The 21,270-nt window shown below is 59.8% G+C and carries 18 protein-coding genes and 1 pseudogene; 11 read left to right on the forward strand and 8 right to left on the reverse strand.

Features of this window, described 5'->3' with window-relative positions:
• Positions 1-91 precede the first annotated feature (91 nt).
• From QE432_RS11435 to QE432_RS11475, 9 genes are all read left to right on the forward strand, one after another.
• A complete protein-coding gene (locus QE432_RS11435; RefSeq protein WP_111783468.1) occupies positions 92-976 on the forward strand; it encodes a dihydrodipicolinate synthase family protein in 885 nt (294 codons plus the stop codon).
• Positions 977-997: 21 nt separating this feature from the next.
• The gene (locus QE432_RS11440) at positions 998-1,654 is read left to right on the forward strand and encodes a GntR family transcriptional regulator (protein WP_003504009.1); all 657 of its coding nucleotides are present in this window, start codon (positions 998-1,000) and stop codon (positions 1,652-1,654) included.
• A 104-nt stretch (positions 1,655-1,758) separates the two neighbouring features.
• A complete protein-coding gene (locus QE432_RS11445; protein ID WP_003514099.1) occupies positions 1,759-3,090 on the forward strand; it encodes an ABC transporter substrate-binding protein in 1,332 nt (443 codons plus the stop codon).
• A complete protein-coding gene (locus QE432_RS11450) occupies positions 3,090-4,028 on the forward strand; it encodes a carbohydrate ABC transporter permease (protein ID WP_111795904.1) in 939 nt (312 codons plus the stop codon). Before QE432_RS11445 ends, QE432_RS11450 begins: the two co-directional genes overlap by 1 nt.
• Positions 4,028-4,864 (forward strand): carbohydrate ABC transporter permease, encoded by an 837-nt coding sequence (locus tag QE432_RS11455; RefSeq protein WP_003504003.1) that lies wholly within the window; start codon positions 4,028-4,030, stop codon positions 4,862-4,864. The genes QE432_RS11450 and QE432_RS11455 overlap by 1 nt, the downstream gene beginning before the upstream one ends.
• 32 nt (positions 4,865-4,896) lie before the next feature.
• A complete protein-coding gene (locus QE432_RS11460) occupies positions 4,897-5,955 on the forward strand; it encodes an ABC transporter ATP-binding protein (RefSeq protein ID WP_013636780.1) in 1,059 nt (352 codons plus the stop codon).
• Between the two features lie 49 nt (positions 5,956-6,004).
• Entirely contained in the window at positions 6,005-6,973 is a 969-nt protein-coding gene (locus QE432_RS11465; protein WP_111790584.1) for a sugar kinase, read from the forward strand.
• A 143-nt stretch (positions 6,974-7,116) separates the two neighbouring features.
• Positions 7,117-8,175, forward strand: coding sequence for a P1 family peptidase (locus QE432_RS11470; RefSeq protein ID WP_111790583.1), 1,059 nt, complete (start codon positions 7,117-7,119; stop codon positions 8,173-8,175).
• Between the two features lie 20 nt (positions 8,176-8,195).
• Positions 8,196-9,062, forward strand: coding sequence for a D-amino-acid transaminase (locus QE432_RS11475; protein WP_003514109.1), 867 nt, complete (start codon positions 8,196-8,198; stop codon positions 9,060-9,062).
• A gap of 6 nt (positions 9,063-9,068) precedes the next feature.
• On the opposite strand, the gene QE432_RS11480 is transcribed toward QE432_RS11475, so the two are convergent.
• From QE432_RS11480 to QE432_RS11510, 7 genes are all read right to left on the reverse strand, one after another.
• Positions 9,069-9,965, reverse strand: a complete 897-nt coding sequence (locus tag QE432_RS11480) for a LysR substrate-binding domain-containing protein (RefSeq protein WP_080797741.1) — start codon at positions 9,963-9,965, stop codon at positions 9,069-9,071.
• An 88-nt stretch (positions 9,966-10,053) separates the two neighbouring features.
• Positions 10,054-11,565, reverse strand: coding sequence for a serine hydrolase domain-containing protein (locus tag QE432_RS11485; protein WP_111790582.1), 1,512 nt, complete (start codon positions 11,563-11,565; stop codon positions 10,054-10,056).
• A 116-nt stretch (positions 11,566-11,681) separates the two neighbouring features.
• Complete coding sequence (locus tag QE432_RS11490; RefSeq protein WP_111790581.1) at positions 11,682-12,422, reverse strand: ABC transporter ATP-binding protein; 741 nt, start codon at positions 12,420-12,422, stop codon at positions 11,682-11,684.
• Positions 12,419-13,249, reverse strand: coding sequence for an ABC transporter ATP-binding protein (locus QE432_RS11495; RefSeq protein ID WP_003503986.1), 831 nt, complete (start codon positions 13,247-13,249; stop codon positions 12,419-12,421). Before QE432_RS11495 ends, QE432_RS11490 begins: the two co-directional genes overlap by 4 nt.
• A gap of 3 nt (positions 13,250-13,252) precedes the next feature.
• The gene (gene nikC, locus QE432_RS11500; RefSeq protein ID WP_003514116.1) at positions 13,253-14,155 is read right to left on the reverse strand and encodes a nickel transporter permease; all 903 of its coding nucleotides are present in this window, start codon (positions 14,153-14,155) and stop codon (positions 13,253-13,255) included.
• Complete coding sequence (locus QE432_RS11505; RefSeq protein WP_003514118.1) at positions 14,152-15,165, reverse strand: ABC transporter permease; 1,014 nt, start codon at positions 15,163-15,165, stop codon at positions 14,152-14,154. Before QE432_RS11505 ends, nikC begins: the two co-directional genes overlap by 4 nt.
• Positions 15,166-15,167: 2 nt before the next feature.
• Positions 15,168-16,763, reverse strand: coding sequence for an ABC transporter substrate-binding protein (locus tag QE432_RS11510; protein ID WP_003514121.1), 1,596 nt, complete (start codon positions 16,761-16,763; stop codon positions 15,168-15,170).
• Positions 16,764-16,998: 235 nt separating this feature from the next.
• Here QE432_RS11510 and QE432_RS11515 point away from each other — a divergent pair, with 235 nt between their 5' ends.
• Entirely contained in the window at positions 16,999-18,039 is a 1,041-nt protein-coding gene (locus tag QE432_RS11515) for a dipeptidase (RefSeq protein ID WP_013636788.1), read from the forward strand.
• 60 nt (positions 18,040-18,099) lie between these two features.
• Here the strand turns inward: QE432_RS11515 and QE432_RS11520 are convergent, their stop codons facing one another.
• Positions 18,100-18,393: a hypothetical protein gene (locus tag QE432_RS11520; RefSeq protein ID WP_003514125.1), complete on the reverse strand. Its 294-nt coding sequence runs from the start codon at positions 18,391-18,393 to the stop codon at positions 18,100-18,102.
• 275 nt (positions 18,394-18,668) lie between these two features.
• Between QE432_RS11520 and mprF the strand changes: the two are divergent.
• A pseudogene (mprF, locus tag QE432_RS11525) lies at positions 18,669-21,270 on the forward strand (bifunctional lysylphosphatidylglycerol flippase/synthetase MprF).

Genomic DNA, 21,270 nt, shown 5'->3' on the forward strand with positions numbered 1-21,270 from the left:
AGCCTCCCGAACAATCATTCTGTAATTACCGCTTTACAACTAACATGTCAGTGTGCCATCAATCTGCAGCCACCTTGGAGGAGCATCTTAATTGACCCAGAAATTCGGCCTTTCGGCAGCACTGACGACCCCTTTCAAAACTGACGGAACCGTCGATACAGACGCCATGATCGCGCATGCCCGCCGTTGCCTTGCAAATGGTTGCGACAGCGTGACACTCTTCGGCACCACCGGCGAGGGATGCTCCGTCGGCAGCCGCGAACGGCAGTTCATTCTCTCCCGCTTCATTGAGGCAGGCATTGCGCCTTCCCGTCTGGTCACCGGCGTTCTCGTGGATTCCATCGAAGATGCGGCCGACCAATCTGCCGAGGCCCTGAACGCAGGTGCCCGCAATATTCTTCTGGCCCCACCATCCTATTTCAAGAATGTCAGCGATGACGGCCTGTTTGCCTGGTTCTCGGCGGTTTTCGAAAAGATCGGCAAGGGCGCGCGCGACATTCTCGTCTATAACATCCCTTCCGTGACCATGGTAACACTGTCGGTCGAACTGGTGGGGCGGCTGAGACAAGCGTTTCCGGGCATCGTCACCGGCGTGAAGGACTCCTCAGGCAACTGGAGCCACACAGAGCGCCTGCTGAAAGAACACGGCGATCTCGCAATTCTGATCGGCGATGAGCGTGATCTGGCCAAGGGCGTTCGCCTGGGCGGTCAGGGAGCCATCTCCGGCGTTGCCAATTTCCTGACGCAGGAAGTCCGCGCCATGGCCGTTGACGGCAAGGACGATGCGCGCATCGTCGATCTTGTTGTGGAACTTCTGAAATTTCCGGTTACGCCCGCCGTCAAGGTGCTGGTATCACACACGACAGGGGAAAATATCTGGTCTGACGTGCGCGCGCCGCTCGTTGCCATTTCACCGGAGGGCCGGCGGCAGATCGAAGGCGCATTCGACGCGCTGTTTCGCAAACAGGCCGCCTGAACAGACCTTGAAAGGTTGAGCATGGACGATACCGGCGAACAGACATTGCGGGAACGGGCGTATGAAAGCTTTACGCATCACCTTCTCTCGCGCGACGTTCGCCCTGGACAATTCATCTCGCAACGCCGCCTCGTGGAATTGACGGGTCTGCCGCTGGGCGCGATCCGGGAAGCAATTCCACGGCTGGAGGCGGAAGGTCTGATCAAGACCGTGCCGCAGCGGGGATTGCAGGTCGCCCATATCGACATCAACCTCATCCGCGAGGCGTTCCAGTTCCGGATCTTTCTCGAGAAGGAGGCCGTGGCGCTCTTTACGCGTTCGGCCTCGGACGAGACCATCGCCAAGCTGTTGAAACAGCACCGCGATATCGTCGAGGCGACGGAAAACGGTGGGGAATCGCCGGAGCTGGACCAGCACGCGCAGCAGGTGGACTGGGGCATGCACGACGCCTTCATCGATAGTCTCGGCAACTCGATCATCTCGAACGCCTACAGGGTCAATTCCATCAAGATGCGCCTCATCAATCAGGAGCGCTTTCGCATCGCAGGCCATGTCAAATCGGTGATGAAAGAACACCTCGCCATTCTCGAAGCCATTGAGAAGCGATCCGTCGAAGACGCCGTGGAGCGGCTGACCGCCCATATCCGCAACGCAAGGGACAGGGCGCTGGCAGTATAGGGCAATTCCGGTAGGGCAGAAGAAAGGTCCTGGCCGGAATTGCATGAAAATAAGCAACAAGCCGGAGGTGAGGAGAATTTCCGGCTAACTGGAGGAGAACTGACATGACGCATTCATTGCTCAACCCGACGCGTCGCGCCTTTCTGGCAGGCACGGCAGCGATCGGTGGCAGCGCGGTGCTCGGCATCCGCCCCGCATCGGCGGCGGTGAACTGGAAAAAACACGCCGGCACCACGCTTGAAGTCAACCTGGTCAAAAGCCCGCGCAGCGAAACGCTGATCAAATATCTGGGCGAATTCGAGGAACTGACCGGCATCAAGGTCAATGCCGAAGCAACGCCTGAACAGCAGCAGCGCCAGAAGGTGGTAATCGAGCTTTCCTCCGGCAAGCCGAGCTTCGACGTCGTTCATCTGAGCTACCACGTGCAGAAGCGACAGTTCGAAAAGGGCAAGTGGCTGGCCGATATCAGCGGCTTCCTGAAGGACCCGTCGCTGACCGATCCTTCCCTCGTCGAAAAGGATTTTGCCGAAGCCGGCATGCTGTTTGCCAAGGATAGCGACGGCGTGCTGCGCTCGCTGCCATTCTCGGTGGATTACTGGATCGTCTACTGGAACAAGGAACTCTTCGAAGCCAAGGGCCTGAAATACCCTGAGACCTTCGAGGAACTGGTGACGGCAGCGGAAAAGATCACCGATCCCGCAACCAACACCTACGGTTTCGTCGCCCGCGGCCTGAAGAACGCCAATACCCCGGTCTGGACTTCGTTGATGCTGGGTTACGGCGCAAAGCCGATCGGCGCGGACGGAAAGGTCGACACCGAATCCAAGGAAGCGGTCGAGGCCGCGAAACTCTATCAACGCTTGATGACCAAAGCCGCCCCTCCCGGCGTTTCCGGCTTCAACTGGGCCGAAGCGCAGTCTGCCTTCCTTCAGGGCAAGATCGGCATGTGGTTCGATGGCGTCGGTTTTGCACCGCCGATCGAAAACCCGGAAAAATCCCGCGTTGTCGGCAAGGTCGGTTACGGTGTCATGCCGAAGGGCCCGGCAGTACAGGCGGCCGGCACCTTTGGCGATGGCCTTGGTGTCGTCGAAGCCAGCAGCAAGAAGGAAGCGGCCTACCTCTTCTGCCAATGGGCGATCTCGCACGACATGGGCGCGCGCCTGTTGCAGGCGGGTGCAGGCGTCCCGTTCCGCCAGTCCATCCTCGAAGACCAGAAGGTGCGTGAGGGCGTGAAGATGCCGGCCGCCTGGCTGGATGCGGTCGTCGGTTCTGGCAAGGTCTCGCAGCTTGCCCTGCCGGTCATCATTCCGGTCACGGAATTCCGCGACATCTACGGCGTCGGCCTCACCAACATGATCGGCGGCGCCGACCCGGCAGCTGAGCTGAAAAAAGCGACGGAACAGTTCGCACCCGTTCTGGCGCGTAGCGAGGGATAATGGTCTCCGTGAGCATCGAAAACACCAAAACAGGCGTCAGCCGGAAAGAAGGGAGCAGGCCCGCAAGGCTTGCTCCCAACTACTGGCCTTTCGTCATACCGGCACTTGTCGTCATCTCGGCGGTGATCGTTTTTCCGTGGGTCTTCACCCTGTGGATGAGCGTGCATCGCTGGACGCTCGGACAGGAGCAGAGCTTTATCGGTTTCGATAACTATATAAGGCTCGCAAGCGACGTGAGGTTCTGGGAATCGCTCTGGCACACCCTCATCTATACCGTGCTGTCGGTCGTCGCTCCGCTGTTTCTGGGAACGTTGGCGGCGCTGGTTTTCGATGCGCAGTTTCCGCTGCGCGGTTTTCTGCGCGGCGTGTTCGTGATGCCGATGATGGCGACCCCGGTCGCCATCGCGCTCGTCTGGACCATGATGTTCCACCCGCAGCTCGGCGTTCTGAACTATCTCTTGTCCTTCATCCATATCGGACCGCTGGAATGGATCTACAACCAGTCCACCGTCATCCCCTCGCTGGTGCTGGTGGAAACCTGGCAGTGGACGCCGCTCGTCATGCTGATCGTGCTCGGCGGACTGGCTGCAGTACCCCGCGAACCCTATGAGAGCGCCGAAATCGACGGTGCCAACGCTTGGCAGAAGTTTCGTTACCTGACCATGCCGATGATCGCGCCGTTCCTGATGATCGCCGTCATCATCCGTTCCATCGATGCCGTCAAAAGCTTCGACATCATCTACGCGATGACGCAGGGCGGCCCTGGCACGGCCTCGGAAACCATCAACATCTACCTCTACAACACGGCGTTTTCCTACTACGACATCGGTTACGGCTCGGCCATGGCCGTCGTCTTCTTCATCATCATCGTAGCGCTGTCCTTTGTGCTTTTGATGGTGCGCCAGCGTGCGCAATGGAACGAGATGGAGGATCGCTGATGGCTCGCCAATTGCTCAAACGTAAAAACCTCGACCGCATCGGCCTGTTTTTCGTGGCGCTGGTGATGATTTCGCCTGTCATCCTGTTCTTCATCTGGATGATTTCGCTATCGCTGAAATATGAAATCGACAACGGCGCCTATCCGCCGATCCTCATCCCCGAACGCTTCGCATGGTCGAACTATGTGAAGGTGTTCGAGGAGAATAATTTCTTCCTCTATTTCTGGAATTCGGTGCTCGTCACCGGTGCGGCCACTATTCTGGCGCTGGTGATCGGCGTGCCTGCCGGTTACGGCATCGCCCGGCTGAAGGCGGAAAAGTCGGCTGTCGTCATCATGATCGCGCGCATGACGCCCGGCCTCTCCTTCCTCATTCCGCTATTCCTCCTGTTCCAATGGCTGAACCTGCTCGGCACGCTCTGGCCGCAGATCATCATCCATCTCGTGGTGACGGTTCCGATCGTGGTCTGGATCATGATCGGTTATTTCGAAACCACGCCGAAGGAACTGGAAGAAGCGGCAAGCATCGATGGCGCATCCTCCTGGCAGGTGTTCCGGCTGGTGGCGTTGCCGATTGCCAAGCCCGGCATCGTCGTTTCCTTCATTCTGGCGGTCATCTTCTCGTGGAACAACTTCGTCTTCGGCATCGTGCTGGCCAGCCGTGAAACGCGCACCCTGCCGGTGGCGGTCTACAACATGCTGTCCTTCGAACAGGTGAGCTGGGGACCGCTTGCCGCAGCCGCGCTGATCGTGACGCTGCCGGTGCTGCTGCTCACCATGTTCGCGCAGAAACAGATCGTGGCGGGCCTGACCGCCGGCGCCGTCAAGGGCGGCTGAATCAACCAATTAAAAATACGGGAACCAAAAACATGGCACCGGTCAATATTCTAAACGTCCAGAAGCGCTTCGGCGCAGTCAACATCATCCACGGCATCGATATCGATATCAAGGATGGCGAATTCGTCGTGCTGGTCGGCCCTTCCGGCTGCGGCAAATCCACCCTGCTGCGCATGATTGCGGGCCTGGAAGAAGTCAGCGACGGCGAAATCCACATCGGCGCGCGTGAGGTGAGCAACCTGCCCGCCCGCGACCGCGATATCGCCATGGTCTTCCAGAACTACGCCCTTTATCCGCACATGACGGTGAAGGATAATATGGGCTTCGCGCTGAAGCTGAAGAAGGTGAGCGCCGACGAAACCAAGGCCAAGGTCGATAAGGCTGCCGCCATTCTGGGACTGGACAAGCTGCTCGACCGTTATCCGCGCCAGCTTTCCGGCGGCCAGCGCCAGCGTGTGGCCATGGGACGCGCGCTGGTGCGCGATCCGCAGGTCTTCCTGTTTGACGAACCGCTGTCAAACCTCGACGCCAAGCTGCGCGTGCAGATGCGCGGCGAGATCAAGGCCATGCACCAGCGCATCGGCACCACCACCATCTACGTCACCCACGACCAGGTGGAAGCCATGACCATGGCCGACAAGATCGTGGTGCTGCATGACGGCGTGATCGAGCAGATCGGCGCGCCGCTCGAGCTTTACGACCGCCCGGCCAACCTCTTTGTTGCCGGTTTCATCGGTTCGCCTGCGATGAACTTCATTCGTGGACGCGTCGAAGAAGGCGTGTTCCGCACCGTGAAGGGCTTAAGCCTTCCCCTGCCCGCCAACAGCGACATTGCCGCACTGGGCGGCCGCGACCTCGTCTACGGCGTGCGCCCGGAACATATCCGTGCAGCAAGCGGCGGTATCGAAGGCCGGGTCGAACTGGTCGAAGGCACCGGCTCGGAAATCTATGCCAAGCTGAACTGCAAGGGCGACGAGATTGCCTGCCTGTTCCGCGAGCGGCTGGACGTGAGGTTCGGCGATACGATCCATATCGCCATCGACCCGGAAATGGTTCACCTTTTCGACAAGGCAACCGGCAAGCGCATCTAACGCGCATGCCGAGTAAAATTGCGTAAGACAAAGACATAGGGTGACGGGCATGGACAGCCAACACGAGAGCCGCAAACATGTGCTGTGCGTGGGTGCAGCCGTGCTCGACACCCTGTTTCGCGTCCATGACATGCCAAAGGGCGAAGGCAAGGTCCTGCCCTACGAAATGTTGCAGATCGCCGAGGGCATGGCATCCAGCGCAGCCTATGCGGTGCACCGCATGGGCGGGCGCGCCAGCCTCTGGGGTGCGGTGGGCGACGACGAGACCGGAACCCGTATCCTGCGCGATCTCGCCGAAAGCGGTATAGACACCACAGGCATGACAGTCGCCGCCGGCGCACGCTCGGCACTCTCCACGATCATTATCGATGATCGCGGTGAAAGGCTGATCGTGCCTTTTTATGATCACAGGCTGCATGAGAAGAAGCGCTCCTGCACATCAGCGGACCTCGCCGCTTACGACGCCGTGCTGGTGGATGTGCGCTGGCCGGAACTGGCGCTCGATGTTCTTGATGTGGCACGCGCGCTCGGCAAACACGCCATTCTCGACGGCGACGTCGCGCCGGTCGAAACCCTCGAAAAGCTCGCACCCGCCGCAACCCACATCGTTTTTTCCGAACCCGCCGCCGCCCGGCTGACGGGGCTTGAGACGGTAGAGAACATGCTGCCGGTGCTGCACGCCCGCCACCCGCAAACCTTCATCGCCGTCACCGCCGGACCGGCAGGCTGCTGGTGGACGGAAGCTGGCGATCCCACTGTCCATTTTCAGGAAACGATTCAGGTCAAGGCGGTGGATACGCTGGCGGCAGGCGACATTTTCCACGGCACCTTTGCGCTGGCGATGGCCGAAGGCATGGAAAGCCGCGCGGCCATCCGGCTCTCCTCCGTTGCGGCTGCACTGAAATGCACCGTCTTCGGTGGTCGCATCGGGGCGCCCACACGCGAAGAGACCGAGGAAGCCATGCGGCAATGGCTGGAGCGGGAGCGTGAACGGGGACCGGCGCTACGCGCCTCCTGAGCGCATCCATTGCCCGCATAAAACTATTCCATTTTTGCGATGCCGTTTCCCGGCGAACTAGGCTAACGTCAAGTCAGAGCAAAGCTTTTCGCAAGCCGCGCTTGTTTCACCTTGAGCCTGCATTCCGCAAAAGTGATCGCCCGATGCATCAGACGACCCGCCCGAGACTGCGCGATATCGGCTTGCCGCCCGGCCATTTCGAGACCGGCCCGCTCAATGCCATCACCGATGTCGAAGGCGTGACGATCGGCCATTCGACCGTCATCGAAGGCGACACGATCCGCACCGGCGCAACCGCGATCCTGCCGCATGGCGGCAATCTTTTTCAGGACAAGGTGCCCGCCGCCTTCGCCGTCTATAATGGTTTCGGCAAGTTTGCAGGCTCGACCCAGATCGAGGAACTCGGCGAACTCGAAACGCCTGTCATCCTCACCAATACGCTTGCAACCGGCCGGGCAATCGAGACGATCAACCGCCACACACTGGCGCAGCCGGGTAACGAAAAAGTGGTGTCGATCAATGCGGTCGTCGGAGAGACCAACGATTCCCGCCTCAACGACATCCGCGCTGGACGCCCGACCGTCGAGGAAATTTCGGCAGCGCTGAAAAACGCTGCCACAGGCCCGGTGGCCGAGGGCGGCGTTGGAGCCGGGACAGGCACGGTGGCTTTCGGCATGAAGGGCGGCATCGGAACCGCATCCCGCATCGTCACCGTCGCGGGGGAGGCCTATACGCTCGGCGTTCTCGTGCAGTCCAATTATGGCGGCCATCTTCTCGTCTGCGGCAAACCCTATGTGAGCCCGGAGCACAAGGACAAGGACGGCTCGATTGTCATCATCATCGCAACCGATGCGCCGCTGTCGTCGCGCAATTTGAAGCGCTTGGCCGCTAGGAGCTTCGGCGGCCTCTCGCGCACCGGCGCGGCACTGAGCAATGGTTCCGGCGATTACGCGCTGGCATTTTCGACCAACGAGCGGCTTCGCAAAACACCCGCACGCCGCAAGGCCGTGGCGGATTTTCCCGAGCTTTCGAACGATGCGATCTCGCCACTGTTCGAAGCTGCGATAGAGGCGACCGAAGAGGCGATCCTCAATTCGCTCTGCGCCGCAACAACAACATCAGGCTTCAACGCTGGAACCGGCAAGGTCTCCACGGTCGAGGCCATTTCCATCGATACGCTTAAAACCCTTCTTTCAGCCTGACTTTTCCAGACGGAGTTTTCATGACTAGCCAATCCGGTCGCATCGTTTATCTCAACGGCGAATTCCTGCCAGAGGCGGAAGCCCGCCTTTCCATCTTCGACCGCGGCTTCCTGTTCGGCGACGGCATTTATGAAGTCACCTCCGTTCTCGAAGGCAAGCTGATCGACAGCGACCTGCACATGGCGCGGCTGGAACGCAGCGCCCGCGAAATCGACGTGCCGCTGCCGGTCACAACAAAGGAAATCGTCGAGGCCGAACGTCGCCTGATTGCCGACAACAACCTTGTCGAAGGCATGATCTACCTGCAACTGACGCGCGGCGCGGAAGACCGCAACTTCCTGTTTTCCGCCGATTTGAAGCCGACGCTGGTGATGTTCACGCAGGCCAAGAAACTCGTCGGCACAGCCGTGGAAGAGGCCGGCATTGCGGTCAAATCCGTTCCCGACCAGCGCTGGGCGCGCCGTGATATCAAGACCGTCTGCCTGCTGCCGCAGGTCATGGCAAAACGCATCGCCAAGGCTGAAGGCTGCGATGAGGCTTGGATGATCGAGGATGGTTTCGTCACCGAAGGCGCATCCTCCACCGCCTATATCATCACCGGCGACAGGAAGATCATCACCCGCGGCAACAGCAACAAGACCCTGCCCGGCTGCACCCGCCTTGCCGCCCTGCAACTGGCCAAGGAGGCCGGTTTCACGCTGGAAGAACGGCCTTTCACGTTGGAAGAGGCGATGAACGCAGACGAAGCCTGCCTGACCAGCGCCTCCAACTTCGTGGTTTCGGTGACGAAGATCGACGGCAAGCCGGTGGGTGATGGCAAACCAGGCGCGATGGTGAAACGCCTGCGCGCGCTCTATCTCGAAAACGCCCACCGCACCGCGATCTGACCAGGATCAATCTTCGAGAACCGCCCATATGCGCTCGACAACGGGACGGCGGTTCTCCTTGGAACGATAAAGCCGGACATCCACGGCAATATCGAAACTGTGATCGGCGGCACGCACCAGCGCGCCGCTATCCAGCTCGTGCCGCATCAGGCTTTCCGGCACCCAGGCAACACCCCATCCCGCCATCGCCATGGCTTTCAGCCCCACCGACATGCTGCCCTCATGCACCCGCTCGAATTTCGGCAGGCGCGCACTCAGGAGATCGCGCAACAGCGGCCCGAAGAACGATGCTTTTTCGTAATCCAGATAGGCAAAGGGTTTTTTCGCGCTTTCCGTCAGGCTGTGCAGCGGTGCGCCGTCCTCTGTGGGGGCGGAAACGGGAATGATGTTTTCCGCGCCAAGCACGCGGAATTCGAAGGTCTGCGCATCGAGCAGCATCGGCACTTCGGGGTGGGCGTAGGTCAGAAGGAAATCGCTCTGCCCGTCCACCAGCGAATTGAGGTTCTCCTCCATGCTGCCGGAATCAGGCCGCAGAACCGAAAACAGCGGTCCCGCCTTCTCGTTCACCCGTTTCAGCCAGTCCGGGAAGAAGGTGAAAGACAGCGTGTGCAGCGCCGTCAGCCGCACTGTTCTGGCATCCTCACCGTCTTCCTGCAACAGGGTGCGACGGGCGTGGTAAAGCTGCTTCAGGGTTTCCTGCGCCACCGGAACGAACTTCACCCCGGCCTCGGTCAGCCGTGAGGGATAGGAAGCGCGATCGACCAGCGTCGCGCCCACCCAGGCTTCCAGCTGCTTGATCCTCCGGCTGAAAGCGGATTGCGTCACATGCCGCTCTTCCGCCGCCTTCGAAAAATTGAGCGTTCCGGCCAGCGCCAGGAAATCCTCGAGCCATTTGACTTCCAAGGGCCTGTTCTCCCACAAAGATGTTGAACCGGCCTTTAGCTGGAACAAGGGTCTTTATTAGGAGCAATAGCAGCTGATTGAAACCCTGTTAAAGGCTTCTTGAATATTCGATCATTCGCGCCCGGCTCGCCACAAGCTCTATCCGGCTGTCGCTCAATTGATTGAGGCAGATGCGCTTCGTCCACGGCCCGTCCGAGAGCGTGAAGAGGAAGCGACCATTGCCGAGCGCCGTCAAAGGCATGGAGCGGCGCGTGGGACCGATACCCATGGTCAGCGACGAACCGGAAATCGTAAATTCCGCCCCTTCGATAGAGCGCCAAGATCCGGAAAGCTCATCGGGCACCGCATGGTCACCAACCGGCAGGAACCGACGAGCGGCGTGGCCTGCCTCGCCGACGATGGCGTCGCCCTCGAGCCTCAGAAGCATCGGAGAGGATGCGGAGCGCGATGACACCCAGCCATCGGCATCTTCATAAAGCGTGTCGTCGCCATCGATGAAGGTCGAGGTACTGCCCTTGATCTCCAGCCACCACGGTCCGCTTTCGGTGACATAGAGGCCTTCCGGCAAGCGGGCGGCGGGTTTGGGTAAAGGCAGACCGGTCAGGGCCGCCATGCTTTCCAGCGCAATCTTGAAGCCGTTGGTATCCTCGCGGTTCGATACCACGACGAAACCCGTGCCGTTTTCCGGGTCGAGAAGGAAATACGTCTTGTAGCCGGGATGCGAACCGCCATGACCGACGAAACGTCTGTCGCCGAGATGTGACCAGCGCAGGCCGAGACCATATTCGCTCATCCGTCCATCGGCGAGCCGCCGCTCGGTGGAAAGCCCGTCCAGAACGCCGGCAAAGCTGCCCTCTCCCCGCATCAGCCCCTGCAGCCAGCGGGTCAGCGCTTCGGCACTGCCGGCAAGACTGCCGGAAGCGGAAATATGCAGCCCCGCCGCCGAAAGTTGCCAGTTGCTCTCAGCCTTCCAGTAACCCGGCACCAATCCGTCGACCGGATCGTTCCAGACGTCCGGCGCCTTCAGGAAAACACCGAACGGTCCGGCAATTTGCGTCTGCACGAAATCGTCAAAACGGAAGCCATGGCGCTCCAGCGCCGCCTCGACCAGACGATAACCGGTATTCGAATAGGAAACCTCGCTGCCGGCCGGAAAGTTCAGCCGGGTCAGCCGCGACAGATAGTCGAGAAGCGGGCCGGCCTTCGTTTCGGTATAGACGGAAAGACCAAGCAGCGAGAGGCATTCGCGCGTGTCCGGCAACCCGCCGCTCATATCCAGCGCCTGCCCGACAGTGACGTCGCGGAGTGGCGATTGCAACTCCGGCAGATGCTTTCCGAGCGGATCGTCAAGCCCGATCAGATCGGAATGGGCAAGCACCATGGCGCAGAAGGCATGTTTGGTGACGGAAGCGTAACGCACCACGCTTTTCGGCGTGAACGGTGCAAACGTCGAAAGGCTCTCAACCCCGCCCGCATGGGCAAAACGGATACCATCTAGATCGAAACCGATCACCGCTCCGCCTGGCTCGTTGCCGGCCCATTGCGAGACGAAACTCTCGGCAAGCGTTGAAGCGGCGTTCCAGTCGAATTGCTGTGACATTGTTCGGTCTCGTATCTTCGTGGGTCCTGTGGGAAGCCTCATACCGCTGCCGCGACCTTCTCCCCGGTGGGAAGAAGAAGCGAGCAGCATCCGCTCGATCTATGTGCGACGTGGGCTCAAGCCGGCTCTTCCAACCGGATACTCAGGCTGCGCAACTCTTCGGTATGCGGGTGTTTCGTGCGGCCTTCGCGTAGATCTCCTGCATTCAGCTGCTCGACCATTTCACCATTCAGCATCACGCCCACCTGTGGGCACAGATGCGCGATAACAGCCAGATTGTGGCTGACGAGGATATAGGTGAGGTTGCGCGCCGCCCGCAGATCCTGCAACAGGTTCAGGATTTCCGCCTGCACTGAAACATCGAGCGCCGAAGTCGGCTCATCGAGCAGCAGAACCTGCGGATCGGCAATCAACGCACGCGCAATCGCCACGCGCTGACGCTGACCGCCGGAGAGCTGGTGCGGGTAACGGAAGCGCACTGCCTGCGGCAGGGCCACATCCGATAGCGCCTGCTGGATGCGTTTTTCGATATTGTCCATGCCGTGCACCAACGGCAATTCGCTGAGAATGCGGTCGATGGTCTGGCGCGGATGCAGCGAACCATAGGGGTCCTGAAACACCATCTGCACCTGCCGGAAGAATTCCGGCGTGCGCTTCAGCGGCGCATCCTTGCCGGCAAAGGCAATGCGGCCTTCCCAGCTTTCATTAAGGCCGGCCATGGCGCGCAGGATGGTGGACTTGCCCGAGCCGCTTTCGCCAACTATGCCGAAGCTGCCGCCCTTTTCGACCGAAAAGGACACGCCCTTCACCACTTCACGGTGGCCGAACTTGATACGGAGATTTTCGACGTCGATCATAGGCTGGACCACGCTGCATCACGGTTGAGAACGGGAAGACGCTCGCGCGGATGCGTCAGCGAGGGAATGCAGTTCAAGAGACCCTGCGTGTAAGGATGCTGTGCTTTCAGGAGTTCGGAAGCCTTCAGTTCCTCCATCACCCGGCCGGAATACATGACAGCCACGCGGTCGCAGAAATGCGAGACTAGCGGCAGGTCGTGGCTGATGAGGATGAGACCCATGCCGCGTTCAGATACCAGCTCCTCGATCAGCCGCAGGATTTCCGCCTGCACCGTGGCATCGAGAGCACTCGTCGGTTCGTCGGCGATCAGAAGCTCGGGATCGGGCGCCAGCATCATGGCGATCATGACACGCTGGCCCATGCCGCCGGAAACCTCGTGAGCATAGGACGAAGCGACCTGGCGCGGATTGCGGATCTTCACCTGATCGAGCAGAGCGATTGCCGCCTCCATGGCCGCACGCTTGCTGCCGCCCTTGTGGGCGCGCCAGGCTTCCGCGATCTGTGCACCCATGGTCTTGACCGGGTTCAGCGAATATTTCGGATCCTGAAGGATGAAACCTGCCCGTTTTCCTCGGATCTGGCGCATCTGCTTTTCACTGGCGGAAAGCACGTCGATACCGTCGAAGGAGAGCTTGTCGGCCCTGATATCAGCATTGGAGGGCAGAAGCTTCATCAGCGCGCGCGCCGTGAGGCTCTTGCCCGAACCGGATTCACCGACGATGCCGAGCTTTTCTGTTCCGAGCTTCATGGAAACACCGCGCACCGCCTCGAAGCGGCTGGTGCGGGTCTGGAACGCGATCTTCAGATTTTCGATTTCGACCAGCATGGCTCAATGTCCCTTCGGGTCGAGCACGTCGCGCAGACCATCGCCAAGGAAGTTGAAGGCGAGCGAGACGAGGAAAATGGCGATGCCCGGAATGGTGGCGACCCACCATTGTTCGAAGATGAAGCGCTTGGCCGTCGCAATCATCGCACCCCATTCCGGCGAAGGCGGCTGCGCGCCCATGCCGAGGAAGCCGAGGCTTGCGGCGGTGATGATGATCGAGCTCATGTCGAGCGTGATGCGCACGATGAGGCTCGGCACGCAGAGCGGCGCGATGTGACGGGCGATGATGCGCCAGGCGGAAGCGCCTGTCAGCCGGTAGGCCGCAACGAAATCGCTGCCGCGAACCGTCATGGTTTCGGCGCGAGCGAGACGCGCATAGGGCGGCCAAGCGGTGAGCGCAATGGCGAGAATGGCGCTTTCGACGCCAGGCTTCAGCGCCGCGACGAAGGCAAGCGCCAGGATGAGGCGCGGGAAGGCCAGGAACACATCGGTCACCCGCATCAACACCGTATCGACGATACCGCCGAAATAACCGGCGATGCAGCCGATGGCGAGACCGATCGGCGCAACGAGAACGACGACGGCAATGACCATGCCGAGCGTGACGCGACCACCATAAAGAATGCGGGAAAGAATGTCGCGACCCAGCTCATCCGTGCCGAACCAGTGCTCGGCACTCGGGAAGGCAAGGCGGTTGCCGAGGTTCTGCGCGGCCGGATCATAAGGCGCGATGAACGGCGCCAGCAGCGACAGCGCAATGAAGACGATGATGATCGTGAGACCGACCACCGCCAGCGGATTGGACTTGAGGTTCAGCCAGATGCGGTACCGGTTTCCCCAGGCAGCTTGCCTGCGGGAATGCGGCGTCTCATCCAGAGCCCAGTTTCTGAAAGTTGCTAACATCATCGAACGCGGGGATCCATTACTCGGTAAAGTACGTCTGCGAGCAGGTTGAGGCCGACATAGATCAGGCCAATCAACAGGGTCGCTCCGACGACAGGGTTCATGTCCGCGTTCATGAGCGAGACGGTGAGATATTGGCCAAGGCCCGGCCAGCTGAAGACGGTTTCCGTCACCACGGCACCTTCCAGAAGGCCGGCATAGGTGAGTGCGAGAACCGTGACGAGCTGTACGGCAACCGTCGGGAAGGCGTGCCCCCAGATAACGGTCATTGCCGAAAGCCCCTTGGCACGGGCGGTAATGACATATTCGCCCTTCAGCGCATCGATCATGAAGGCGCGTGTCATGCGGGTGATATAGGCCATGCTGAAATAGGCAAGGATGCAGACGGGCTGCACCATATGGGCGATGGCGTCGTAAAACGCGTCCCAGTCGCCCGCAAGCAGCGTATCGACCGTCATTAGCCCCGTGACCGGCGAGATCATGCCGTCATAGATAATGTCCTGCCTGCCCGGTCCGGGTGCGACGCCAAGCGTGGCGTAAAATACCAGCAGCGAAATCAGCGCCAGCATGAAGACGGGCACGGAATGGCCGGCAAGGCAGACGACGCGGATGATCTGGTCCGTCAACTTACCCTGCTTCACGGCGGCCCATACGCCGAGCGGAATGCCGATCAGCGCAGCGAGAATGAGTGCTGCCGTAGCAAGCTCGAAGGTGGCGGGGAAAACGCGCTTGATATCGATCCAGACCGGGTTGCGGGTCAGGATGGAATTGCCGAAATCACCGTGCAGCACTTGCGACACATAGTGGAAAAACTGAACGACCAGTGGCTGGTCCAGGCCCATTTCGGCCCGAACCCGCACAATGACGTCTTCAGGCGCGTTGTCGCCGACTGCCGCAATGACGGGATCGACAGGCATGACGCGCCCGATCAGGAAGGTGATGACCATCAACCCGAACAGCGTCAGAATGACGCTGCTCAGTGTCGACGATATGCTTTTGACGCGCTTGTTCAATGTTACGCTTTCTTAGCATCGTGGTAGGAATTGCCCTCGGAGAGAACGCCGAGTTCAAAGCCGGAAACGCCCTTGCGGAACGCGGCAGTCTTCGTCGTCTGGAACATGAAGACGAAGGGGCTGTTTTCCATATGCTCGCGCTGCAGCGCTTCATAAAGCTCGATGCGCTTTGCCGGGTCCTTCTCGTCGCGGGCGGCTTCTGCCTTCGCGGCAAAGTCGTCGTTCTTGAAGCGCGAACGCCACAGGAAGGGCTTGGACTTGGCGTCGTCGCCATTGTCCTTGTTGATGTTGAAGACATCGGCATTGGAATGCGGATCGAAATAATCCGTGCCCCAGGCGGAAAGCGCCATCTGGTGTTCGCGCCCGCGCATCTTGGTCAGAACCTGACGGTTCTCGGCAGATTGCAGACGCACCTTGATGCCGATATCGGCAAGGTTTGCCTGGATGGCCTGCGCCAGATCCGGGTAAGGCTGGGCGGAATAGTGATCCATGGTGATTTCGAAACCGTCGGCAAGACCGGCTTCCGCCATCAGCGCCTTGGCCTTTTCGACATCGCGCTGGTACGGCGTGTCGTTGACGGCGCCGGGGAAACCTTCCGGCTCGAAGCTCTGGTGAACCTTGTGCGTCAGCGGCACAATGTTTTCCTGCATGCCCTTGTAGTCCAGCGCCCATTTGATGGCCTGCCAGACCTGTGGTTTGGCAAGGTTCTCATTGCCCTGATTGAGCGAGATCAGCACCAGCGAGGCGATGCTCTTGCGCTGCAACTCGATGTTGGCGTCGTTCTGGACGGTACGCAGCTGTTCCGAAGTCAGGTCGCGGGCAATGTCGATATCGCCTTTCTGCAACATCAGAAGCTGGGAAGACGGATCGGTGACATGGCGCAGGATGACGCGCTTGATGTTACCCTTGTAGGGGCCATTCGGGTTGACGGTGAGCGCTACGCTCTCGCTCGGCTTCCAGGCCTGCAACATGAAATCGCCGGAACCGGCGCTGTTTTTCTGCAGCCAGCCATTGCCGAGGTCTTCGCCCGAGGCATTTGCCAGCACGGCCTTCTTTTCAACGATCGCGCCGATATTGGCGGAGAGGCAATAGAGCAGGAACGAGATTGCGGTCGGCTTTGCCGTCGTCAGCTTCACCGTCTTTTCGTCGGCGGCAACGATGGTGGTTTCGGCATTGTCAGGCGTGAAGCCGAACTGGCCGATGATGAAGGCCGGGCTCTTGTTCATCTTGATGGCGCGCTGCAGAGAAAAGGCCACGTCTTCCGCGGTCACTTTCGCACCGCTCGAGAAGGTCGCATCGTCACCGATCACAAAGGTGAAAACCTTGCTTTCCGCATCGGCTTCCCAGGACTTCGCGATGACCGGATCGACCTTGGTGGAATCTTCACGGTTCGCCCGCACCAGCTTCTGGTACATGTTGGACATGATTTCACCGCCGACGGCTTCGAAACCCTCATGCGGATCAAGGCTCGTCATGTTGTCCAGCTGCTGCGCGACCACCAGAATATCCTTGGGTGTCGCAGCAAATGCCGGAATGTGCGCATAGGACAGGAACGGTACAGCAGCGCCGGCAATCAGCAGGTTGCGTCTTGAAATCATCGAAAATCCCCTTTCGGACCTTATTTTTCGGAAACGGTATGGGTTCGCCCCAATCCAGTCATTTTTTTTATGTTTTCCCGCGATTACCACGAGCAAACGAGGCGCGACCAATTCCAAATTTGGCAGAGCCTATGCACGGATTGCATTTGCTCCGACCTTGACCTTTCCTCTACCAATTCTCAAAAGTCTGACGACCGCGCGCCCGCGCCCCGCCCGTATCCAAAGGTGAATGACCATGACCGATGAAAAAACCGTACCCGTCTTCGACGGCCACAACGACGTGCTTCTGCGGTTATGGCGATCGGGCAATGCCTCTCCCGAAACGCTTCTCATCGAGGGTGATACGGTCGGCCACATCGACCTGCCGCGCGCCAGGAAGGGCGGGTTGGCCGGTGGCCTCTGCGCCATCTACGTCCCCTCGCCCAGCATGGAGAAGGACGCGAACGGCGACTTCACGACACCGGCTGAAGCGGACGCGCTGAAGGCGACGCTTGGCATGGCGGCCCTACTGTTCCGCGCCGAGAAACAATCAGGCGGTGCGCTGAAAGTCTGCCGCACGGCCGCCGAGATCCGCAGCGCGATGGCAGAGGGCGCCTTTGCCTCCGTCTTCCATATCGAGGGCGCAGAAGCGATCGGCGCCGATCTGGATGCGCTGCATGTTCTCCACGAGGCTGGCCTTCGCACGCTCGGCCCGGTCTGGAGCCGCCCGAACATCTTCGCCTACGGCGTTCCCTTCCGCTTCCCGTCGACACCGGATATCGGCCCCGGCCTCACCGATGCCGGAAAACGGCTGGTAAAGACCTGCAACGAACTGAAGATCATGGTCGACCTGTCGCACATGAACGAACAGGGTTTCTGGGACATCGCGAAGATTTCGGACGCACCGCTGGTGGCGTCCCATTCCAACACCTATGCGCTGTGCAACCACAGCCGCAACCTGACGGACCGCCAGCTGGACGCGATCCGCGACACAGGCGGTCTTGCCGGCATCAATTTCGGCGTTCTGTTCCTGCGCCAGGACGGCGTGAAGAACCCGGCTACCGATCTTGGCGAACTGGTCCGCCATGTCGACTATATCGTCAACCGCATCGGCATCGATCACGTCGCACTCGGCTCGGATTTCGACGGCACCACCATTCCAGCAGCCATGAAGGATGCGGCCGATCTGCAATTGCTGGTCACAGCCCTACGCAACGGCGGTTATGACGACGCCGCACTCGCCAAGATCTGCCATGGCAACTGGGTACGCGTGCTGGAGAAAACGTGGGGCGCGTAACGCGCCCCGACTTTGGCATTCTCCCCGGACTTCCGTGCCGGAGACATGAAGCGGCAGGCCTCAGGCCTTTGCCGCTTTCTTTTTGCCCGTGGACCGAAACGCCAGCAGGCCTGCGACCAGACCAGCAATGGCCCATTTGATCGGCAGTACATCCGCCGTCTCGCTACGGATCGGCAGAACGGTCACTGTTCCCGGACGCGATTCATATCCGGCCTGCCCGCCGGCCTTCGCATCAGCGATCTGCTGCGGCGAGACAACCCATTCGGCGCCCCGCATCTTGTCATAAGCCATGTAGCCGCCGCCCACCAAAAGGGCTGCGATCAGCGAAATTACTATTCTTGTAGGCATGTTCATTTTGCATTTCCTTCAATTGAAAGAAGCGTTTAATCACATCAAACATCGCCTCCAAGCAATCGGAACGTTTAATTCACGGAGTTTTTGATCTAAAATTTGAACATCGCTCTTTTTGGTTGCATTTTTCATTTTAACGGCGAAAATCCCGTTGGTTTGTCGCCAAACTTCACATCGACACGTCACGCATTTCTGCTAAGCAAATTTCCTCAACCGAAACGAATTAGCGACACAATCCTGTGGTTCGCCAACCAAGGGACTGGCGCTGGAAAAAGCAAATGGCAGACAAGAGCGAAATTATACAGACCGATATTACCGAATCCCCGGTTGAAAGCTTCTTTGCCAGAAACCGGCCCTATCTGACGGCCATCGCCATTACGCTCATCTTCGTGATGATGACGTTTGCGATTTACCGCCTCACATCCGAAGTGCGGTACGATGATGTGATCGCAGCCCTTCTGGACACTTCGCTTCCGGCCATTCTTCTTGCAATGGTCTTTACGGCGCTGAGCTTCCTGTCGCTGATTTTCTATGACGCCAACGCGATCGAATATGTCGGAAAAAAGGTGCGCTTCCCGTCCATGGCGGCCACCGCTTTTGCCGCTTACGCCATCGGCAACACTGCTGGATTTGGCCCCTTGAGCGGCGGCGCCATACGCTTTCGCGCCTATTCCAGGCTGGGACTTTCGCCGGGTGACATCGCCCGTGTCATCGCCTTCGTCACGCTGTCCTTCGGGCTGGGGCTTTTGTCGGTCAGCGCCCTTTCGACCTTCATCGTCGCACCACGCATCGCCGCCATCATCGGTCTCGACCCGACTGTTCTAAGGGGCGGAGCGCTCGCCGTCATTGCCGTTCTCGTTACCACCGCCTACGTCGGCCGCAACGGCAAGGCGATCCGGCTTGGCAAATGGCGACTGCGCCTTCCCGACAGCCGCACCTCCTCGCGCCAGTTCCTCGTCTCCGCCTTTGATATCGCCGCCTCCGCCTCCGTGCTTTACGTGCTCCTGCCCGAGACACATCTCGGCTGGCCGACATTCTTCGCGATCTATGCCACCGCCGTTGGCCTTGGCGTTCTCAGCCATGTTCCCGCCGGTCTCGGTGTGTTCGAAACGGTCATGGTAGCCGGGCTCGGCAACGCGATCAGCGTCGATCAGCTGCTCGGAAGCCTCGTTCTTTATCGCGTCATCTATCACGTCCTGCCGCTGGTTGTTGCCATTCTGGTGATGATCGTTTCCGAAATGAAGCAGTTCGCGGCCAAGCCGGTGGTCTCCGATATCAGCCAGCTTGCCGTGCGGCTGGCGCCACCGCTGCTCTCCACCTTCGCGATTATTCTCGGCACCATGCTGATCTTTTCGAGCGTGACTCCGACGCCCGGCAGCAATCTGGATTTCCTGTCGAATTTCGTGCCACTGCCGATCATCGAGGCGGCGCACTTTCTGACGAGCATTCTCGGCCTTGGCCTCGTTGTCGCCTCCCGCGGCCTCGGGCAGCGGCTGGATGGGGCGTGGTGGATTGCCCTTGTCGCCGCATCGCTGGCGCTCATCCTGTCGCTGGTGAAGGCGATCGCCGTTTTCGAGGCAATCTTCCTCGGCATCTTCATCGCGGCGCTCGCCCTCAATATGCGCAGCTTCAACCGTCATGCCTCGCTGGTCAAACAGGCGCTGGGACCGAGCTGGCTCGCCGCTATGGCCGTCATCATCGCCGGCGCGGCAACGATCCTTCTGTTCGTCTACCGCGACACCGATTACAGCCACACATTGTGGTGGGAATTCGAGTTCTCCGAAGAAGCCCCGCGCGGTCTGCGCGCCCTTCTCGGCCTGGTGCTCGCTTCCTCCACCATTGCAATTTTCAGCCTGATGCGGCCGGTCACTTTCAAGCCGGATTCCATCCAGCCGGAAGACGTTGAACGTGCAACCGACATCGTCATGCAGCAGGATTCGGCCGATGCCAATCTGGTGCGCATGGGCGACAAGCATGTGATGTTCTCGGAAAGCGGCAGCGCCTTCATCATGTACGGCATTCAGGGCCGATCATGGATAGCCTTCGCCGACCCCGTCGGTAACGAGGAGGATTTTCCCGATCTGGTCTGGCAATTCGTGGAATCCGCCCGTTCGGCGGGTGCGCGCGCCGCCTTCTACCAGATTTCGCCCTTCCTCCTGTCCCATTGCGCCGATGCGGGCCTGCGTGCCTTCAAGCTTGGCGAACTGGCGCTGGTCGATCTTACCGCATTCGAATTGAAGGGCGGCAAGCTCGCGACCCTTCGCCAGTCACTGAGCCGCGGCGCCCGCGACGGGCTGACCTTCGAAGTTGTCGAGCAATCGCATGTTGCCGATATTCTGGATGATCTCAAGCAGGTCTCGGATGGCTGGCTCACCTCACCACAATACAAGGGAAAAGCGATTTTCTCTTGGTGCGTTCGAGCCCAACTACATTCTCTCCCAGCCCGTCGCCGTGCTGCGCAAGGATGGCAAGATCACCGCCTTCGCCAATCTGATGGTGACGGACACGAAAAAGGAAGCCACCGTCGATCTCATGCGCTTTTCACCGGATGCACCGCGCGGCTCGATGGATTTCCTCTTCGTCAGCATCATGCAGCACCTGCGCGAGGCGGGATATGAAAGCTTCAATCTCGGCATGGCACCCATGTCCGGCATGTCGAAGCGCGATGCGGCACCGGTCTGGGACCGCATTGGCAGCACGCTTTTCGAACATGGCGAACGTTTCTACAACTTTAAGGGCCTTCGTGCGTTCAAGACGAAGTTCCACCCGAAATGGGAACCGCGTTACCTCGCCGTACAGAATGGCGCAGACGCCGCTCTGGCGCTGATGGACGCGACGGTTCTGATCAGTGGCGGTGTCAGAGGAGTGATCGGAAAATGA

The organism is Agrobacterium sp. SORGH_AS_0745 (assembly GCF_030818995.1).
GTDB lineage: Bacteria > Pseudomonadota > Alphaproteobacteria > Rhizobiales > Rhizobiaceae > Agrobacterium > Agrobacterium tumefaciens.

Coding starts and splice junctions, on each gene's coding strand:
- QE432_RS11440 (WP_003504009.1), top strand. CDS start 998: ATGGACGATACCGGCGAACAGACATTGCGGGAACGGGCGTATGAAAGC.
- QE432_RS11445 (WP_003514099.1), top strand. CDS start 1,759: ATGACGCATTCATTGCTCAACCCGACGCGTCGCGCCTTTCTGGCAGGC.
- QE432_RS11450 (WP_111795904.1), top strand. CDS start 3,090: ATGGTCTCCGTGAGCATCGAAAACACCAAAACAGGCGTCAGCCGGAAA.
- QE432_RS11455 (WP_003504003.1), top strand. CDS start 4,028: ATGGCTCGCCAATTGCTCAAACGTAAAAACCTCGACCGCATCGGCCTG.
- QE432_RS11460 (WP_013636780.1), top strand. CDS start 4,897: ATGGCACCGGTCAATATTCTAAACGTCCAGAAGCGCTTCGGCGCAGTC.
- QE432_RS11465 (WP_111790584.1), top strand. CDS start 6,005: ATGGACAGCCAACACGAGAGCCGCAAACATGTGCTGTGCGTGGGTGCA.
- QE432_RS11470 (WP_111790583.1), top strand. CDS start 7,117: ATGCATCAGACGACCCGCCCGAGACTGCGCGATATCGGCTTGCCGCCC.
- QE432_RS11475 (WP_003514109.1), top strand. CDS start 8,196: ATGACTAGCCAATCCGGTCGCATCGTTTATCTCAACGGCGAATTCCTG.
- QE432_RS11485 (WP_111790582.1), bottom strand. CDS start 11,565: ATGTCACAGCAATTCGACTGGAACGCCGCTTCAACGCTTGCCGAGAGT.
- QE432_RS11490 (WP_111790581.1), bottom strand. CDS start 12,422: ATGATCGACGTCGAAAATCTCCGTATCAAGTTCGGCCACCGTGAAGTG.
- QE432_RS11495 (WP_003503986.1), bottom strand. CDS start 13,249: ATGCTGGTCGAAATCGAAAATCTGAAGATCGCGTTCCAGACCCGCACC.
- nikC (WP_003514116.1), bottom strand. CDS start 14,155: ATGATGTTAGCAACTTTCAGAAACTGGGCTCTGGATGAGACGCCGCAT.
- QE432_RS11510 (WP_003514121.1), bottom strand. CDS start 16,763: ATGATTTCAAGACGCAACCTGCTGATTGCCGGCGCTGCTGTACCGTTC.
- QE432_RS11515 (WP_013636788.1), top strand. CDS start 16,999: ATGACCGATGAAAAAACCGTACCCGTCTTCGACGGCCACAACGACGTG.
- QE432_RS11520 (WP_003514125.1), bottom strand. CDS start 18,393: ATGAACATGCCTACAAGAATAGTAATTTCGCTGATCGCAGCCCTTTTG.